Source organism: Blastococcus brunescens, assembly GCF_035320885.1.
GTDB classification, from domain to species: domain Bacteria; phylum Actinomycetota; class Actinomycetes; order Mycobacteriales; family Geodermatophilaceae; genus Blastococcus_B; species Blastococcus_B brunescens.
Window position 1 is genome coordinate 1014826 of the sequence record NZ_CP141261.1, and the last position, 15005, is coordinate 1029830.

The 15005-nt window shown below is 73.2% G+C and carries 22 protein-coding genes and 1 riboswitch; of the genes, 15 read left to right on the plus strand and 7 right to left on the minus strand.

Annotated elements, in window-relative coordinates:
• Nucleotides 1–16 precede the first annotated feature (16 nt).
• Complete coding sequence (locus U6N30_RS06890; RefSeq protein ID WP_324276679.1) at nt 17–322, plus strand: hypothetical protein; 306 nt, start codon at nt 17–19, stop codon at nt 320–322.
• A gap of 4 nt (nt 323–326) precedes the next feature.
• Here the strand turns inward: U6N30_RS06890 and U6N30_RS35325 are convergent, their stop codons facing one another.
• The 4 genes from U6N30_RS35325 to U6N30_RS06905 are packed head-to-tail and all read right to left on the minus strand — an operon-like array spanning nt 327 to nt 2267.
• Entirely contained in the window at nt 327–500 is a 174-nt protein-coding gene (locus tag U6N30_RS35325) for a LuxR C-terminal-related transcriptional regulator (RefSeq protein WP_479690582.1), read from the minus strand.
• Entirely contained in the window at nt 488–967 is a 480-nt protein-coding gene (locus tag U6N30_RS06895) for a response regulator (protein ID WP_479690583.1), read from the minus strand. Before U6N30_RS06895 ends, U6N30_RS35325 begins: the two co-directional genes overlap by 13 nt.
• Entirely contained in the window at nt 955–1203 is a 249-nt protein-coding gene (locus U6N30_RS06900; protein WP_324276680.1) for a sensor histidine kinase, read from the minus strand. Before U6N30_RS06900 ends, U6N30_RS06895 begins: the two co-directional genes overlap by 13 nt.
• The gene (locus U6N30_RS06905; RefSeq protein WP_324276681.1) at nt 1200–2267 is read right to left on the minus strand and encodes a sensor histidine kinase; all 1068 of its coding nucleotides are present in this window, start codon (nt 2265–2267) and stop codon (nt 1200–1202) included. The genes U6N30_RS06900 and U6N30_RS06905 overlap by 4 nt, the downstream gene beginning before the upstream one ends.
• 218 nt (nt 2268–2485) lie before the next feature.
• Between U6N30_RS06905 and U6N30_RS06910 the strand changes: the two genes are divergently transcribed.
• The 7 genes from U6N30_RS06910 (at nt 2486) to U6N30_RS06940 (ending at nt 6544) form a co-directional block, all read left to right on the plus strand.
• Complete coding sequence (locus U6N30_RS06910; protein ID WP_324276682.1) at nt 2486–2620, plus strand: hypothetical protein; 135 nt, start codon at nt 2486–2488, stop codon at nt 2618–2620.
• Between the two features lie 35 nt (nt 2621–2655).
• The gene (locus tag U6N30_RS06915) at nt 2656–3819 is read left to right on the plus strand and encodes a hypothetical protein (RefSeq protein ID WP_324276683.1); all 1164 of its coding nucleotides are present in this window, start codon (nt 2656–2658) and stop codon (nt 3817–3819) included.
• Nucleotides 3810–4166, plus strand: a complete 357-nt coding sequence (locus U6N30_RS06920; RefSeq protein ID WP_324276684.1) for a hypothetical protein — start codon at nt 3810–3812, stop codon at nt 4164–4166. The genes U6N30_RS06915 and U6N30_RS06920 overlap by 10 nt, the downstream gene beginning before the upstream one ends.
• An 86-nt stretch (nt 4167–4252) precedes the next feature.
• Entirely contained in the window at nt 4253–5236 is a 984-nt protein-coding gene (locus tag U6N30_RS06925) for a sigma-70 family RNA polymerase sigma factor (protein WP_324276685.1), read from the plus strand.
• 82 nt (nt 5237–5318) lie between these two features.
• Nucleotides 5319–5696: a VOC family protein gene (locus U6N30_RS06930; RefSeq protein WP_324276686.1), complete on the plus strand. Its 378-nt coding sequence runs from the start codon at nt 5319–5321 to the stop codon at nt 5694–5696.
• Between the two features lie 51 nt (nt 5697–5747).
• Nucleotides 5748–6110 (plus strand): hypothetical protein, encoded by a 363-nt coding sequence (locus U6N30_RS06935; RefSeq protein ID WP_324276687.1) that lies wholly within the window; start codon nt 5748–5750, stop codon nt 6108–6110.
• A complete protein-coding gene (locus tag U6N30_RS06940) occupies nt 6068–6544 on the plus strand; it encodes a potassium channel family protein (RefSeq protein WP_324276688.1) in 477 nt (158 codons plus the stop codon). Before U6N30_RS06935 ends, U6N30_RS06940 begins: the two co-directional genes overlap by 43 nt.
• On the opposite strand, the gene U6N30_RS06945 is transcribed toward U6N30_RS06940, so the two are convergent.
• The 3 genes from U6N30_RS06945 to U6N30_RS06955 form a co-directional block, all read right to left on the minus strand.
• On the minus strand, nt 6505–6774 hold the full coding sequence (locus U6N30_RS06945; protein ID WP_324276689.1) for a cupredoxin domain-containing protein: 270 nt from the start codon (nt 6772–6774) through the stop codon (nt 6505–6507). The genes U6N30_RS06940 and U6N30_RS06945 overlap by 40 nt on opposite strands.
• Entirely contained in the window at nt 6732–7976 is a 1245-nt protein-coding gene (locus U6N30_RS06950; RefSeq protein WP_324276690.1) for a copper resistance D family protein, read from the minus strand. The genes U6N30_RS06945 and U6N30_RS06950 overlap by 43 nt, the downstream gene beginning before the upstream one ends.
• Nucleotides 7977–8043: 67 nt before the next feature.
• Nucleotides 8044–8514 carry a copper resistance CopC family protein gene (locus tag U6N30_RS06955; RefSeq protein ID WP_324276691.1) on the minus strand — a complete coding sequence of 157 codons (471 nt, stop codon included), beginning with the start codon at nt 8512–8514 and terminating at the stop codon, nt 8044–8046.
• A gap of 385 nt (nt 8515–8899) precedes the next feature.
• On the opposite strand from U6N30_RS06955, the gene U6N30_RS06960 reads away from it, so the two are divergent.
• The 7 genes from U6N30_RS06960 (at nt 8900) to U6N30_RS06990 (ending at nt 14700) form a co-directional block, all read left to right on the plus strand.
• Complete coding sequence (locus tag U6N30_RS06960; protein WP_324276692.1) at nt 8900–9748, plus strand: hypothetical protein; 849 nt, start codon at nt 8900–8902, stop codon at nt 9746–9748.
• 49 nt (nt 9749–9797) lie between these two features.
• Nucleotides 9798–10436: a class F sortase gene (locus U6N30_RS06965; RefSeq protein ID WP_324276693.1), complete on the plus strand. Its 639-nt coding sequence runs from the start codon at nt 9798–9800 to the stop codon at nt 10434–10436.
• Nucleotides 10437–10673: 237 nt separating this feature from the next.
• Nucleotides 10674–10831, plus strand: a riboswitch (cyclic di-AMP (ydaO/yuaA leader).
• Nucleotides 10832–11375: 544 nt separating this feature from the next.
• Nucleotides 11376–11714, plus strand: a complete 339-nt coding sequence (locus tag U6N30_RS06970; RefSeq protein ID WP_324276694.1) for a VldE C-terminal domain-containing protein — start codon at nt 11376–11378, stop codon at nt 11712–11714.
• Nucleotides 11715–11918: 204 nt separating this feature from the next.
• Nucleotides 11919–12125: a hypothetical protein gene (locus U6N30_RS06975; protein ID WP_324276695.1), complete on the plus strand. Its 207-nt coding sequence runs from the start codon at nt 11919–11921 to the stop codon at nt 12123–12125.
• 187 nt (nt 12126–12312) lie between these two features.
• Entirely contained in the window at nt 12313–13434 is a 1122-nt protein-coding gene (locus U6N30_RS06980) for an MBL fold metallo-hydrolase (protein WP_324276696.1), read from the plus strand.
• A 244-nt stretch (nt 13435–13678) separates the two neighbouring features.
• Nucleotides 13679–14491, plus strand: coding sequence for an alcohol dehydrogenase catalytic domain-containing protein (locus U6N30_RS06985; protein ID WP_324276697.1), 813 nt, complete (start codon nt 13679–13681; stop codon nt 14489–14491).
• 59 nt (nt 14492–14550) lie between these two features.
• Nucleotides 14551–14700 (plus strand): hypothetical protein, encoded by a 150-nt coding sequence (locus U6N30_RS06990; protein ID WP_324276698.1) that lies wholly within the window; start codon nt 14551–14553, stop codon nt 14698–14700.
• Nucleotides 14701–15005: the final 305 nt, after the last annotated feature.

Here is a 15005-nt window from a genome sequence, read left to right on the forward strand (position 1 = left end):
CCGCCGTCACTGGCAGGTGCTGCACTCCCTGGCCACCGGCCCGGCGGACGGCGCCGAGCTGCGGGCGGCGCTGACCGATGTCCACGGCGACCTCGAGGCCGTGGTGTCGGAGCTGGTCGCCCGGGGCTGGGTCGCCCGGCTGGGCGACGGTCGCGTCGGCCTGACGCCGGACGGCGCGGCCGCGCACGACCGCGTCTCCCGCGCCGTGGGCCGCGTCCGCCGGCACGTCGCCGACGGGCTGTCGCGCTCGGAGTACGAGCGGACGATCCTCGTGCTCGCCCGCATGGTCACCAACATCGAGCGGGCGCTGGGCCGGGAGTGACCGGTCAGCTCCGCAGGTAGGCCAGCGTGGCCATCACCCGCCGGTGCTGGTCCTCGTCCTGCGCGAGCCCGAGCTTGGCGAAGATGTGCTGCGTGTGCTTCTCCACCGCACCGGGGGTGACGACGAGCAGCCGGGCGATCGCCGCGTTGGAGTGGCCCTCCGCGATCAGGCCGAGCACCTCCGCTCCCGCGGGGTCAGCCGGCGGACGGGGTCGTCGGCCCGGCGGCGGGCGAACAGCTGCGCCACCACCTGGGGGTCGAGCACGGTGCCGCCGCCCACCACGTCCTCCAGCGCCCCAAGGAACGTGTCGACGTCGGCCACCCGGTCCTTGAGCAGGTAGCCCACGCCGCCCGCGCCGTCGGCCAACAGCTCGTCGGCGTAGGCCACCTCCACGTACTGGGAGAGGACGAGGACCGCCGTCCCCGGCACGTCCTGCCGGGCCTCGACCGCGGCCCGCAGGCCCTCGTCGCTGTGCGTCGGCGGCATCCGGACGTCGACGACGGCGACGTCCGGGCGGTGCTCGCGCACCGCGCGCACGAGAGGGCCGTCGCCCACGGCGGCGACCACCTCTGTGCCGGCCTCCTCGAGGAGGCGGACCAGGCCCTCGCGCAGGAGGACCGAGTCGTCGGCGATCACGACGCGCACGGCAGCTCCGCGATCAGCCGGGTGGGACCGCCGCGCGGGCTGTCCAGCACGAGCGTGCCGTCGACGGCCTGCACCCGGTCGGCCAGCCCCGTCAGGCCGTGCCCGGCCGCGAACACCGCGCCACCGAGGCCGTCGTCCTCGACGACGACGCACAGCCGGTCGCCGGTGCAGCCGACCTGGATCCGGCAGGTGGTGGCGTCGCTGTGCTTGGCGACGTTGGCCAGGGCCTCGCTCACGACGAAGTAGGCGGTGTTCTCGGTGACCGGCGCCAGCCGCTCGGGAGGCAGGTCGACGACGAGATCCACCGGGACGGGGAGCGGGCGGCCACCGCCGCGAGCGCGGCGGCCAGACCGCGGTCGGCCAGCACGGGCGGCGCGATGCCGCGGGAGAGGGCGCGGAGGTCCTCGAGGGTCTCCCGGGCCAGGCCGGCGGCCTCGCCGAGCGCCGCGCGCGCGGCGTCGGGGTCGCGCTCGAGGGTCCGCTGCGCGCGGGCGAGGTCCATGTTCAGCCGGACCAGCTGCTGCTGCGGGCCGTCGTGGATGTCTCGCTCCAGCCGGCGCAGCGCCACCGCCTCGGCGGCCACGGCCGCGTCGCGGCCCTGGGAGAGCCGGCCGATCTCGGCCTGCGCGGCGGCGCGGGAGGTCAGCATCACCCGGCCCAGGGAGGCCTGGAGCAGCGCGAACCCGCGGACGACGAACGGCAGCAGGACGGCGACGACGAGGCCGATGCCGGTGTAGAGCGCGATCCGGCTCCCCGCCGAGCTCTGCACGCCGAGCAGCTCGAGGAGGTCCATGGTGTCGGGGTCCGTCGACGCGTCGGGCAGCGCCCAGTCCCAGGCGGCGTAGGTGATCCCGCCGAGGGCGACCGACCAGAACGTCACGGTGACGACGAACGAGGCGATCGCCACCGGGAACCGGACGAGGCCGTGCAGCGCGTCGAGCCAGGTCTGCGGGTCCCGCACGGGCGTCATCAGCTTGCGGAGCAGACCGCCCTCCGGGGAGCGGTAGGCCGGCGCCGGAACCGGGTGACCGAGGACGGCGGGCAGCCAGGCGCGCTCGATCGTGGCGAAGCCGCGCGCGGCCAGCAGCGTGGCGGCGAGGACGGCGACGCCCACCCACACCACGAGCAGACCGGCGCCGAGCGCGAGGCCGGTGACGACGACGACGAAGGACGCGATCGCGACCGGGAAACCGGTCAGCGCGTAGCCGGTGTCGACGCCGAGCTGACGCAGCGGATCCCGCCGTCGCGGGGAAGGGGGCGGAGTGCCCAGGGACGGGAGCACGGCGGTGTCGGTGGTCATGGGGTCGAGCCTCGGTCCGTGCGCTCCCGGAACCCAGCCCGCTGCCTGGCCGATCGGTGGTCGGGCCGGCCCGAGTGTTGCGTGCTCATGTCGGTCCGGATGCTCCTGGCCGCGGGCGGCGGTGTCCAGCACCCGCCCCGCTACTGTCGGTACCGCTGGGCGTGCCGCCGTCGTCGTGCTCCTGCGCCACCGGCGTGCCCGGCGGACGGAGGATGCCCGTGCGCGCTCGCGCGCTCCCGCTCGCCCTGACCGCCGTGCTGTTCACCGGCGCGTGCACCGCTTCCCCGGACGACGACGCCGAGCCGGAGGAGCAGGTCGCACAGGTCATGACCGCCGTCCCGGGGAGCGCCTGACGCTCGTTCCGGACGACGACCCGGTCGCCGCCTCCGTGAGCGCCAGTCGCGCCTTGTTCGAGGGGTCGGGCGTGGTCGTGCTCGCCGCGGAGGGTGACCGCGCCGGCATGCTCCTGGGCGCTTCGGCCGCCGTCGCGCTCGGCGTGCCACTGCTGATCGGGGCCGACGGCGACGGCGTGGCGGAGCCCGTGCTGGCCGAGCTGGACCGGCTGGGGACGACCACGGTGCTCGCCGTCGGGGACGCCGCCCCCGCCCCGGGCTCCGGGTCCGGGTCGCCGTCCTCCTCCCCGTCGGGCGAGGACCTGCGGGTCATCGGCGTGGCCGCGGACCCGGGCGCGCTGGCGGAGGTGCTGGGCCGGGACCTCGCCGAGACCGAGCCGGTCGCCGAGGACGCCGACGTCGCCGCGGTCGCAGCACTGGACCCCGCGGAGCCGGCCGCGCTGCGTCCCGAGGACGGCGGCGCGGCGCAGGAGGACGGCGAGGGCATCGCCGACGGCGAGCTGCCCGGGGTCGAGGGTGGCGAGCCGCTGGAGAGCACGCTGGTGCTGGCCACCGGCGACCCCGACGGGCTGGCCGGCGTCGCCACCGCCCGCGCGGCCGGTGCGCGGGTGCTGGTCACCGACGGGGCGACCGACCCCCGGGCGTCCGAGGAGCTGATCAGCGCCCTCGCCGAGGACGACGCCGAGCACGTGGTCGCACTGGGTGCCGCCTTCGGCGAGGAGGCGGGGCTGGACTGGAAGCTGGAGACGGCGGCCACCGGGACCCAGCTCCCCGGCGGCGGGCAGGTGCTCTTCCCGGGGAAGATGCTGGTCGCCCTCTACGGCCATCCCGGCACGGGGGCGCTCGGCGTCATGGGCGAACAGCCGCTGGAGGCGGCCATCGAGCGGGCACGGGCGCACGCCGCCCCTACGAGCCGCTCGTCGACGCCACCGTCGTGCCGGCGTTCGAGATCATCGCCACCGTCGCGTCGTCGTCCGCGGGATCGGACGGCAACTACTCGGCCGAGGCCGACCCGGAGTTCCTGCGGCCGTGGGTCGAGGCGGCCGGGGAGGCGGGGCTGTACGTGGTGCTCGACCTCCAGCCGGGCCGGACGGACTTCGTCACCCAGGCCGAGCAGTACCGCTCCCTGCTGGAGCTGCCGCACGTCGGGCTCGCCCTGGACCCCGAATGGCGGCTGGGGCCGAACGAGGTGCACCTGACCCAGATCGGCTCGGTGGGGATCGAGGAGGTCAACGCCGTCATCACCTGGCTCGCGGACCTCACCCGGGAGAACGCCCTGCCGCAGAAGCTGCTGGTCCTGCACCAGTTCCGGCTCGACATGCTCCCCGGCCGCGAGCGGGTGGACACCTCCCGCGACGAGCTGGCGGTGATGATCCACGCGGACGGTCAGGGCGGGCAGGGGGACAAGCAGGCCACCTGGCGCGCGCTGCACGCGACGGCGCCGCCGGGGCTGACCTGGGGCTGGAAGAACTTCTACGACGAGGACCTGCCGATGCTCACCCCCGAGCAGACGATCGCGCAGGTCAGCCCCTCCCGGAGCTGGTGACCTACCAGTAGGGGGACGACTCTCCCGAACTGTCGGGGTCCTGTGGTGTGCTGACGCGCACACCCGACTTCGAGGAGTGGTCTCCCGTGACCAGCGTGGCGATCGGCCCGGCCGATCAACTCGATCCCCGCCTGCTCGAGCACCGACGCGAGCTGACCGGCTACTGCTACCGGATGCTCGGCTCGTCCTTCGACGCGGAGGACGCGGTGCAGGAGACGATGGTCCGCGCCTGGCGCGGTCTGGGCGACTTCGAGGGTCGCTCGGCGCTGCGGTCGTGGCTCTACCGGATCGCCACCAACGTCTGCCTCGACCAGCTGTCCGGCCGCAAGCGCCGCGCGCTGCCGATGGACATCGCCGGCTCACCCTTCCCGCCGGTGCAGGCCTCGCTGGCCGGACGGCGTCCGGCCACGGCGTGGGTCGAGCCGGTGCTCGACCGGCAGGTCCTCCCCGAGGACGGCGACCCCGCCGAGCGGGCGGTGGCGAAGGAGTCGATCCGGCTCGCCTTCGTCGCCGCGCTGCAGCACCTGCCCCCGCGGCAGCGAGCCGTCCTCATCCTGCGCGAGGTGCTGCGGTGGAAGGCCGACGAGGTGGCCGAGCTGCTCGAGACGACGGTGGCCTCGGTGAACAGCGCCCTGCAGCGGGCGCGGGCCACGCTGGCGGCCGCCGGCGGCGTGCCTGAACCTCGACCGTTGGACGCCGACGACCGTGAGCTGCTCGCCCGCTACGTCGACGCGTTCGAGCGCTACGACATCGACGCCTTCGTGCAACTGCTGCACGAGGACGCGACCCAGCACATGCCGCCGTTCGAGATGTGGCTGCGCGGCCGGGAGGACATCGGTACGTGGATGCTCGGCCCGGGCTCGAAGTGCCGCGGGTCGAAGGTGATCGCGTTGACTGCCAATGGCTCGCCGGCCTTCGCGCAGTACCGGCTGCGCGAGGGTGGTGGTCGCGAGCCGTGGGCTCTGCACGTGCTCGAGACCGACGGCGGCCGGATCGCCCACATCTCGAGCTTCCTCGACCTCGACACCCCGCTGTTCCGGACGCTCGGTCTGCCGACGCTGATCGACTGACCCGGCGGAGCGGCGGCCCGGCCACCGATGACTCCCGGGGAACGGCCGGTCCTAGGAGGAGGACCTTCGAGAGGGACTTCTCATGCTGACCGACAGCCCGGCCTACAGCGGCTTCTCCGTCGACGACCCCGTGGCCGCCCGCCGCTTCTACGAGGACGCTCTCGGGCTCCGCGTCACCGATGAGGCGATGGACGGCATCCTCCGCCTGCACCTCGGCGGCGGCAGCAGCGTGCTGGTGTACGCCAAGCCCGACCACGCGCCGGCGACCTTCACGGTGCTCAACTTCCCGGTGCCGGACGTGGCGAAGGCCGTCGACGGGCTCGTCTCCCGAGGAGTCCGGTTCGAGCACTACGAGAACCCGCCGACCGACGAGAAGGGCATCATGCGGGCCGGTGGGCCGCTGATCGCCTGGTTCACCGACCCGGCGGGCAACGTGTTCTCCGTGATCCAGGAGGACTGACCCCGCACCGGACGCCGGGGGTGCCGGGCGCCGCCGCTAGCGTGCGGCGTCATGGCTGACCCACTTCCGACGGAACACCGCCGCGAGCGGTGGGAGCACGCCGCGGAGTGGCCGTTGACCGTCGCCGCGCTGATCTTCCTCGCCGCCTACGCCTGGCCGATCCTCGACGGGGACCTCGCGGCGCCCTGGCCGGCGGTCTGCCGCACGGCGACGTGGCTGGCGTGGAGCGCGTTCGCGGCCGACTACGTCGTCAGGCTCGCCCTGTCGGCACGTCGAGGGCATTCGTCCGGTCGCACCTGGTCGACCTGGCGGTCGTCGTCCTTCCCCTGCTCCGCCCGCTGCGGCTGCTCCGCCTCGTCACCCTGCTCACCGTGCTCAACAGGCACGCCGGGCAGTCGTTGCGCGGGCGGGTGATCGTCTACGTCTGCGGCGCGACGTCGCTGATCATCTTCGTCGCCGCACTGGCCCTGCTCGATGCCGAGGGAGATCACCCGGACGCCAACGTCGACGGCTTCGGCGACGCCCTGTGGTGGGCGTTCGCCACCGTCACGACGGTCGGCTACGGCGACCGGTACCCGATCACCACGGAGGGCCGGGTGATCGCCGCCGGGCTCATGCTCGCCGGCATCGCGTTGCTGGGCGTGGTGACGGCGACGTTCGCCTCGTGGCTGGTCGAGCGGGTGCAGGAGGTGGGCGAGGACAACCAGACGGCCACGCGCCGCGACGTCCAGGCTCTGGTGCAGGAGGTGGCCGCACTGCGGTCGGAGCTGAACGGGCGGCGGTCCGGCGCCCCGGCCGCCATGCTCGGTCAGCGGACGACGAGGACCCCGGTGAACGACGCCGAGTGACGGCTCTCGAAGGGGTAGCTGCCGGGTTCGTCAGGCGCACGGAAGGTCATGAGCGTCCCGCTGGGGACGACGACGTCGAAGCTGCCGTCGACCGCGGTGATGGTGACCTCGGTGCGGGTGGGGTTGTGCACGGTGACCGACGCACCGGGCCGGACCGCAGCCGAGACGTGGAAGCGCGTCTCGTCGATCAGCACGGTGACCGACAGGTCCCCGTGGTCGTGTCCGGCCATGTCCTCGATGCCCGGTTCGGAGGACGCCGCGGGCCCCTGCTGCGCTTCCGACGCGCCTGACTGCGCCGACGCCGGCGGGGAGTTCGCCGGAGGCGGGGAGAGGCGGACAGGGCCACGGCGACGGTGATCGTCGCGAGCATGACGACCGCTTCCCCGACCGCGAACCGGCGGAAGGCACGTCGCCGCCCGGCTCTCAGGGCGAGCAGCGTGCGGCGCCGGTGGTGCCAGCCGAACAGCCCGAGGGCGGCGAGCCCGGCCGTCTTGGCGATCAGCAGCCAGCCGTAGCCGGTTCCCGTGAGCGCGGAGAGCACGTCGGTGCTGCCGCCCAGCACGAGCCATGCCGCCAGCAGCCCGGATGCTCCCGTGGCGAGGAAGCAGGCCAGCGCGACCACGCTGAACCGGGTGGCGGCCGGTGCCAGATCCTCGCGGCCACGACCGTGTACCAGCAGGGCGATCAGGCCACCGACCCACACGGCCGCGCCGACCACGTGCACGCTCAGGTTGGTGACGGCCAGCACGTGGTCGTCGGCGGCGGAGGAGTGGCCGGTGAGGACGGCCGGAACCACCAGGCCCGACAGCGCCACGACGAGGAGCAGGGCTGCCGACCCGGTGCCGGTGCACCGTCGCGCGGCCAGGGTGAGGAAGCCGGCGGCCGCGAGCACGACGAGCGCGGCTCGGCCGGCCGACACGTCGGTGAGGAAGATCTGCACGGAGGACGACGTCAGGGCGGTCGGCGGGACGCCGACCAGGTCGCTCACCGTGAAGACGGCGTTGAGCGCGGTCGCGCCGGCCCAGGCGCCGGCCCAGAGGGAGGCTGCGTGCAGCGCACGCCGGGAGGCTGCGGGGAGTGCCTGCCGGGGGCCGGGCAGCAGGACGGCCGCGAACAGGAGGGTTCCCACGGTGCCGAGGGCGGCCACCCGCGCTGCCAGCCGGGAGATCGGAACGCCCCAGGACACCAGCGGACCGGCACCGTTCAGCTCCGAGGCGGCGGGATCCGGGTCCCCACCGCCGACGACGAGCGCGAGCACCAGCAGCCCGACCAGCCCGAGGGATCCGGCGGTCAGTGCTCGTACGTGCCTGCGCGCCCAAGAAGCGCGGTTCGGGGCGGGCGTCGTGGCCTCTGGGGACCCGCCGTCGAGCGTCACGAGATCGGCGGGACCGACGAGCGTCCTCCCTTCCCGAGCGGGCCGGGTCGCGGTCACGGTCGGCTGCGCGATCGCCGGAGGACGAGCACGCCGGCCACCAGGACTGCGCCCGCGGCGGTCAGGGTCACGGGGAGAGCAGGCTCCCGGAGGTGTCGGCGGCCGTGGCGGCGGAGGGCGTCGTCGGGTCGGCCTGCGCCACGCTTCCCGGCGGACCTCCGGCCAGGTCGAAGGTGGACGTGCCCGACAGCGGGTGCCCGTCGGCCGAGGTCACTCGCCACTCGACGGTGTAGGTCCCGGCCGGGAGGTCGGCGGCGAGCGCCTGACTGACGGTGGTGTCCCTCAGCTCCACCGGGCCGTCCGACACCGGTCGGCCGTCGGGCGCGGTGACCAGCACCCGCGTGCCCAGTTCCTGGGGCGAGCCGCTGAACTCGAGGGTCACCTGCTCCGGCGCGGTCTCCAGCGTGCCGCCGTCCGCGGGGGTGACCGCGACCAGCGCATCGTGGGCGGAAGCGGTCGTGACCCCTGGGCCGAGCAGCAGCCCGGCCATGGCGATGGCGCCCGCGACGAGCAGGACCAGGAACCGCTGCACAGTCATGCAGGGAAGAGCAGACCGGACAGCAGGCATGTACAGCCTTCGCACGCAGACCCCTTTCGGGTTCGGTGCACCGGGTGCTCCGCGGCAGCACGACAGTTGCTGATCCCCAACGAAAACTGGGCCGCAACCATCTTGTACACGATCGGGTCAATCGCGTTGGAGAGCGAACCGCCCGGGGCATCCCCGCCGAACGTCTCGTGGACGGCACCGTGGGGACAGCAGCAATCACAGCTGGGAGCCGTCCGCTCCACCGGGTCCTTCCGACCCGGGTTCCGGCGGCCGCACCTGTGCGTCCGATCGGTTCAGGCGAGCGGTTCCCCACCGCTGTCGACGTCGTCGTCCATCCGGACGACGGCGCCACATTCTCGAAACCGAGGAGCACACCGTGCGCAAGGCATTCGCCCTTCCCACCGTCGCCATCGCCGCAGCGGCCTTCCCGCTGCTGACCATGTCGGCCGCCTCCGCCCACTCGGGCAGCTACCAGGCCGATCTCGGCGCGCTGAACCAGTCCGGTGTCTCCGGCACCGGCATGGTCACGATCGAGGGCAACCAGGCCACCGTGATGATCGAGGCGTCCGGCCTGCTGGCGGGCTCGCCGCACGCCCAGCACTTCCACATCGGCGCCCTGGGCCAGTGCCCGACCGACGCCGACGACAAGGACGGTGACGGCTTCCTGAGCACCACCGAGGGCGCGCCCGCCTATGGCGCCATCGGCACGTCGCTGACCACCACCGGTGACACCAGCCCCGACAGCGGCCTGGCCGTCGACCGGTTCCCGACCGCCGACAACGGCACCGTCTCCTACGAGCGCACCTTCGAGATCACCGATGACGTGCACGCCGCCTTCGACGCCGGCACCGCAGTCCTGGTGCTCCACGGTGTCGACAAGGACGGCAGCGGCGCCTACGACGGCGACGTGAAGAGCGACCTCGACCCGGCGCTGCCCATGGAGGCCACTGCGCCGGCCGCGTGCGGTCCGCTGACGGCGGCGCAGATGGGCACTGCGCCGAGCGGCGGCGCCGAGACCGGCGCCGGCAGCACGGCCGGTACCGAGCAGCAGGGTGCGCTCGCCTTCGGCGCGCTGGCGCTGACCGGCGCCGCTGCCGCGGGGCCGTGGCCTACCGCCGTCGTCAGGCGACGGACCAGGCCTGACCCGGGTCGCTCGTGCCGCGCGGCGGATCACCCCGCGCGGCACGAGCCCACTCCCTGCCACTACCCCAGGAGGACCTCGTGACCGATTCCCGATCCAGCGGGGCTGGCGCATCTGGGCCGCCCTCGCGGGCGTGCTCGTCCTGGTCGGCGTCGTCTCGGTCGTCCTGGTGGTCACCGGGCAGCGCAGCGCCCCGCAGCCGGCCGCGTCGACGGGTGAACGGTCGGAGTCGGTGGCTCCATCCGAACCCTCGCCGTCCGGGGAGGCTCCGACCGGGCAGAACCGGCCGTCCGCCGTCGCCGAGCAGGTGGCCGAGCCGGTGTCGGTCTCCGTGCCGTCGATCGGCGTCACCAGCGACCTGCTGCGCCTGGACCTCAACGACGACGGCACCGTCGAGGTGCCACCGCTGGGACCCGATGACCAGGCCGGCTGGTACGAGCGCGGCCCCGCTCCCGGTGCCGTGGGTCCCGCCGTGATCCTGGGGCACGTGGACTCCGCCGAGCACGGGCCCGGCATCTTCTTCGACCTCGGTGCGCTCCGGCCCGGCGCGGAGGTGACGGTGAACCGTGCCGACGGCACGGTCGCCGTCTTCGCCGTCGACCGGGTGGAGACGCACCCGAAGGACGACTTCCCGACGATCGACGTCTACGGCAACACCGACGATGCGCAGCTCCGCCTGATCACGTGCGGGGGCGATTTCGACTCCGCCGAGCGCAGCTACGAGGACAACGTGATCGCCTTCGCGACGCTGGTGGGCACCCGCCCGGCCTGACCCGTCGATCGGCGTGGCGGCGCGGGCTCGGGAGGCGTGTCCCAGCCGACGCATCGGCTCATCCAGCGGCGATCGAGCCGCGCGACGAAGCACGCGGCGCTCACGCTTGGTAACTCTGTGCTCGGCCTCGCGGGCAATCCGGAACGAATTCGGTCGCCGGTGGCTGTGCGCCCGGGGGCCTGCCTACGGTGCCGGGGTCCACCTGTCGGTGGACCGCAGTGGCGGCACCGCCGAACCTGCCCGCCGTCACCGATGCTCTTCGAGACGACGGGCAGGCACGGAGGACCCACCTCGTAGGACCAGGCCCCACGGGGCCTTGGGGTGAAGCCGCAGCACGCGACCGGGCAGCTCTCGCCCGAACCCGACAGCTAACTCCGCAGGCGGCGAGAGGCTCACTACCCATGCCCAAGCGCTATCAGGGGCGACACCGTCGTCCCACCCGGAACCCCGCCGTGGCGGCCGTCGCACGACCCGCCGTGGTCATCGCCGCAGCGGCGGCCGTCTCCTCGGTATGGCGGCCCCGGCCCAGGCTCATTCCGGGGAGCACACGGTCCGCTCCGGCGACACCCTCAGCAAGCTGGCGGCCGGCCACGGCGTCTCGTGGCGGACGATCTACGCCGAGAACCGCGACACCATCGGCGCCGACCCGAACGCCCTGCGTGTCGGACAGGTGCTGTCCATCGGCGGCTCGGCCGCGGCACCGTCCGCCCCGGCCCCGTCCGGCGCGTACGTCGTGCGTGCCGGAGACACCCTCGGCACGATCGCCGGCCGCCACGGCACCACCTGGCAGCAGCTGCACGCTCTCAACCGCGAGACCATCGGCGCGAATCCGAATGTCCTGCGCGTCGGTCAGCGTCTCGCGGTCGGGGAGCGGCGGCAGCCCCCGCCGCCCCCGCACCGGTTGCCGAGCGTGCCAGCCGGGGAGAGCGTTCCGCCCCCGTGGACGTCGGCCGCTACGGCGTGTGGGATCCGCACGTGCGTCCCGCCGTCCAGGAGGTCAGCGAGAGGTTCGGCATCTCGACGGTCCTCACGCGCCCCGGCCACAGCCCCACCCAGGGACGCGCCGCTGACTTCATGGTCTACGACGACCGGGTCAGGGGCGACGCCGTCGCCCAGTACGTGATCGACAACGCGGCACGGTTCGGCGTCGAGTACGTGATCTGGCAGCAGCGGATCTACCTGGTCTCGTCGGGCACGTGGCGAGCGATGGCGGACCGTGGATCCCCCACGGCCAACCACACGGACCATCCCCACGTGGCTTTCCTGCCGGCCGGGTGACCGGCCGTTCCCGTGGAGATGCTGAGCCACGGGAACGGCGAGAAGCGCCCCTGCCCGGATTCGTCCGGGTGGGGGCGCTTGCACATCGAGGGCACCCAGAAGCCGCCTGCGGAGGCACCACTGCTCCGGACGCGGGATGCCCACGCGCGCTGTCGACGAGACCGAACCGACTGCCTCCACCCCAAAGGGGCAGCGGAACCAGCCGTGGCGCCGTGCGGCGACACTTGCCTGCGCGGTGGCCTTCAGCCCGACCTGCTGAGCGATGCCAAGTGCTGGCAGACGCCGCTGTGGCAGTACGCCGTCTTCGCCGTCGCGATCGACAGCCGGGCGGCGTCGGAGCCGCTGGCGCTGCCGGTCGAGGAGATCGTTCGGCGCATCGCCGCTCGGCACGACCTCGAGCTCATCGCATGACCGGACCGGACAGCGGAACCGCCCGGGATCGTGCCTGAGCCGGGCGACCGGGATCGAACTACGCCGAGCATCCTCGTCGTCGACGGCGCATGCTTGGCTTTCCGCACAGGCCGAGACGCGTGTGACACACCCTGACGCAGGTGCCAACCATGGCTGTGCTGCCCGCCACACCGGTCGAGGGAGAGCAATGACCTCCGAGGGTTCCAGCCGCCGTGCCTTCCTCGGCAAGTCGGTCGCGATCGCGGGCGGGGTCGCCGCAGGTGCGGCGATCGGGTCCGGTGTGGCACGAGCCGGCGGCACGCCGAGCCCCACGCCGAGCCCGGCGCCGACGGAGCCCGAGCCGGCGATCTCGCCGGAGGGCACCTATCTGGTGACTCTCGGGACGGCAGCCGGGCCGGCCGTCCGCAGCCCGCGCCGTGGGTACTCCAGTGCCGTCGTGGTCGACGGCCACCTCTACGTCGTCGACCTGGGACTGGGCGTGGTACGCCAGGCCGTCGAGGCGATGCTTCCTCGGTCGGAGCTGCGGGCTGTCTTCCTGACCCATCTGCACTCTGACCACATCGCCGAACTACCGGCGTGGCTGCTGTTCAACTGGGGGCCGCCGGTGGACGGCTTCACCCAGCCGTTCCCGATCATCGGGCCGGCGGGTGCCGGCCTACTGCCGGCAGGTGCCGAGACCACGATCAGGCCGCCGACCCCGGGCACGATGGAACTCGTCGAGCACGTCCTCGAGGGGTACGCGTACGACATCAACATCCGGGTCTACGACGAGGCGCGACCACGGCTCGACGAACTGGTCCGCGCAGAAGAGATCGCCCTACCGCTGGATGCCGCCGCACAGTCCGGCCCGCACGGCGTGCTGGCGCCGACGATGGCGCCCTTCCTGATCTACGAGGACGATCGGGTGCGCGTGCTGGCGGCGCTCGTGGAGCACCCGCCGGTCTATCCGTCGTACGGGTTCCGGTTCGAGACCCCGCACGGGGTCATCGCCTTCTCCGGGGACACGGCTGAGCACCCCAACGTCGTGGAGCTGGCCCGCGGTGCCGACGTGCTGGTGCACGAGGCGGTCTACCTCGACTTCTACCGTGGCAGCGGCACCTACACCGAGGAGTTCATCAATCATCTGGCGCAGAGCCACACCGATCCCGAGGGGACCGGCCGGGTGGCGACGGCGGCCGGCGCGGGGCACCTGGTGCTCAGTCACCTCGCCGGCGTGGCGACCGACGACGAGTGGGCCTCCGCTGCGCGAACCACCTTCGACGGCCCGGTGACGGTGGCCCGGGACGGTCAGGTCTTCCCCGTTCCCTGAGGTCCCGCGGCTCCGAGGTGGATCTGCCGGATCTCCCTAGCCGGACGAGCGTGCTGCTTCCCGGCCACAGCGGCGGGCGAGCGCTGACTGCAGCAGGATGTGCGACCACGGCCATCACAACGGCCTTGCCCGCACGCGCCCCATCATGAGGAGCCGGTCTTGGAGATCACTGCCGCGGTCGTCGAAGAGCTGCACGGTCCCTTCGTGGTCCGGCCCGTCGAGCTCGAGGAGCCCGGGCCTAGAGATGTGCTGGGTCGAGGTCGCTTCGACCGGCTACTGCCACACCGACGGGATCGCCCGCGACGGCGACCTACCCTTCCCGCTGCCTGGCGTGCTGGGCCACGAGGGTGCCGGCACGGTGGTCGCAGTGGGAGAGGGCGTCACCGGCGTCCGCGAGGGACAGGACGTCGTGCTCGGCTGGCCGTACTGCGGGCAGTGCCGCAACTGCCTGGCCGGCGAACCGCGCTACTGCCTGGACCTGGGTGAGTTCGTCGCCGCCGGGCAGCGCCCCGGGGCGCGTGGCTCGGCGCTGCGCACCCCCGACGGCGGCCTGCTGTCCAGACACTTCTTCGGCCAGTCGTCGTTCGCGACCTACGCGATGACCTCTGCGTCGTCGCTCGTGCCAATCCCGGAGGGGCTGCCGGTCGAACTCATGGGCCCACTTGCCTGCTTGCTGGCCACCGGCGCCGGCGCGGTCTTCAACACCATCCGGCCCGAGCCCGGCACCTCGATCGTCGTGTACGGCGCCGGAACGGTGGGGCTGGCCGCGGTGATGGCAGCCCGGTGCTCGCCGGCCACGTCCATCATCGCCGTGGACCGGCACGCCTCGCGGCTGCGGCTGGCCACAGATCTGTGCGCCACTCACACGATCGATGCCACGGACACCGATCCGATCGGCGCGGCCACCGACATCTGCAGTGGCCCTGCCGACGCCGCTCTCGAATGCACCGGCATCGTCTCGGTGGTGCGGCAGGCGATCGACTCGGTGGGCATGCTCGGGACCGCCCTGCTCATCGGTGGTGCACCAGCGGGGCGGAGTTCAGCGCCGATCACCTGAGCACGCTGTGGGGCAAGACCATCCGCGGCACTCTGGGTGGCAGTGGTCGCGGGCAGGCGATGATCGCGGCCCTGATGGACCTGCACAGGCAGGGGCGATTCCCGTTCGACCGGCTGGTCCAGTACTTCCCGCTGGAGGACATCGCCGACGCCGTCGAGGCCTCGCACAGTGGTGCGGTCATCAAGCCGATCATCCGCATGCCGCACTGATCGACGCTGCCGCGGGGCTGAAGCGTCATACGTCGGAGCGGCGCTCCTGGGGTCGTCCGTCACCGAGTCCGTACGCGAAGGCTGGTGCGGGTGTCGACGGCGCGCTGACCTACTGGCGTGGCGCCCTGAGGAACACGTCGAGACCTCAGCGCGCCGCGTCATTCCTTTGAGACGACTCCTGAGACGGCCTGACCTGAGGACCTCACCCGTGCGCCGGCTCACGGCGGGGAACGTCTCACGCCCATGCGGCCGGCCGCTCGGACCAGTCGCGTCACGGCGCCCCGGCTTGGACTGCCACGAGATCG

What these genes read in the sequence shown, in the direction of transcription:
- U6N30_RS06930 (WP_324276686.1), top strand. Translation starts at nt 5,319, where the DNA reads ATGCTGACCGACAGCCCGGCCTACAGCGGCTTCTCCGTCGACGACCCC.
- U6N30_RS06955 (WP_324276691.1), bottom strand. Translation starts at nt 8,514, where the DNA reads ATGACTGTGCAGCGGTTCCTGGTCCTGCTCGTCGCGGGCGCCATCGCC.
- U6N30_RS06990 (WP_324276698.1), top strand. Translation starts at nt 14,551, where the DNA reads ATGATCGCGGCCCTGATGGACCTGCACAGGCAGGGGCGATTCCCGTTC.
- U6N30_RS06980 (WP_324276696.1), top strand. Translation starts at nt 12,313, where the DNA reads ATGACCTCCGAGGGTTCCAGCCGCCGTGCCTTCCTCGGCAAGTCGGTC.
- U6N30_RS06985 (WP_324276697.1), top strand. Translation starts at nt 13,679, where the DNA reads ATGTGCTGGGTCGAGGTCGCTTCGACCGGCTACTGCCACACCGACGGG.
- U6N30_RS06945 (WP_324276689.1), bottom strand. Translation starts at nt 6,774, where the DNA reads ATGGCCGGACACGACCACGGGGACCTGTCGGTCACCGTGCTGATCGAC.
- U6N30_RS06905 (WP_324276681.1), bottom strand. Translation starts at nt 2,267, where the DNA reads ATGACCACCGACACCGCCGTGCTCCCGTCCCTGGGCACTCCGCCCCCT.
- U6N30_RS06935 (WP_324276687.1), top strand. Translation starts at nt 5,748, where the DNA reads ATGGCTGACCCACTTCCGACGGAACACCGCCGCGAGCGGTGGGAGCAC.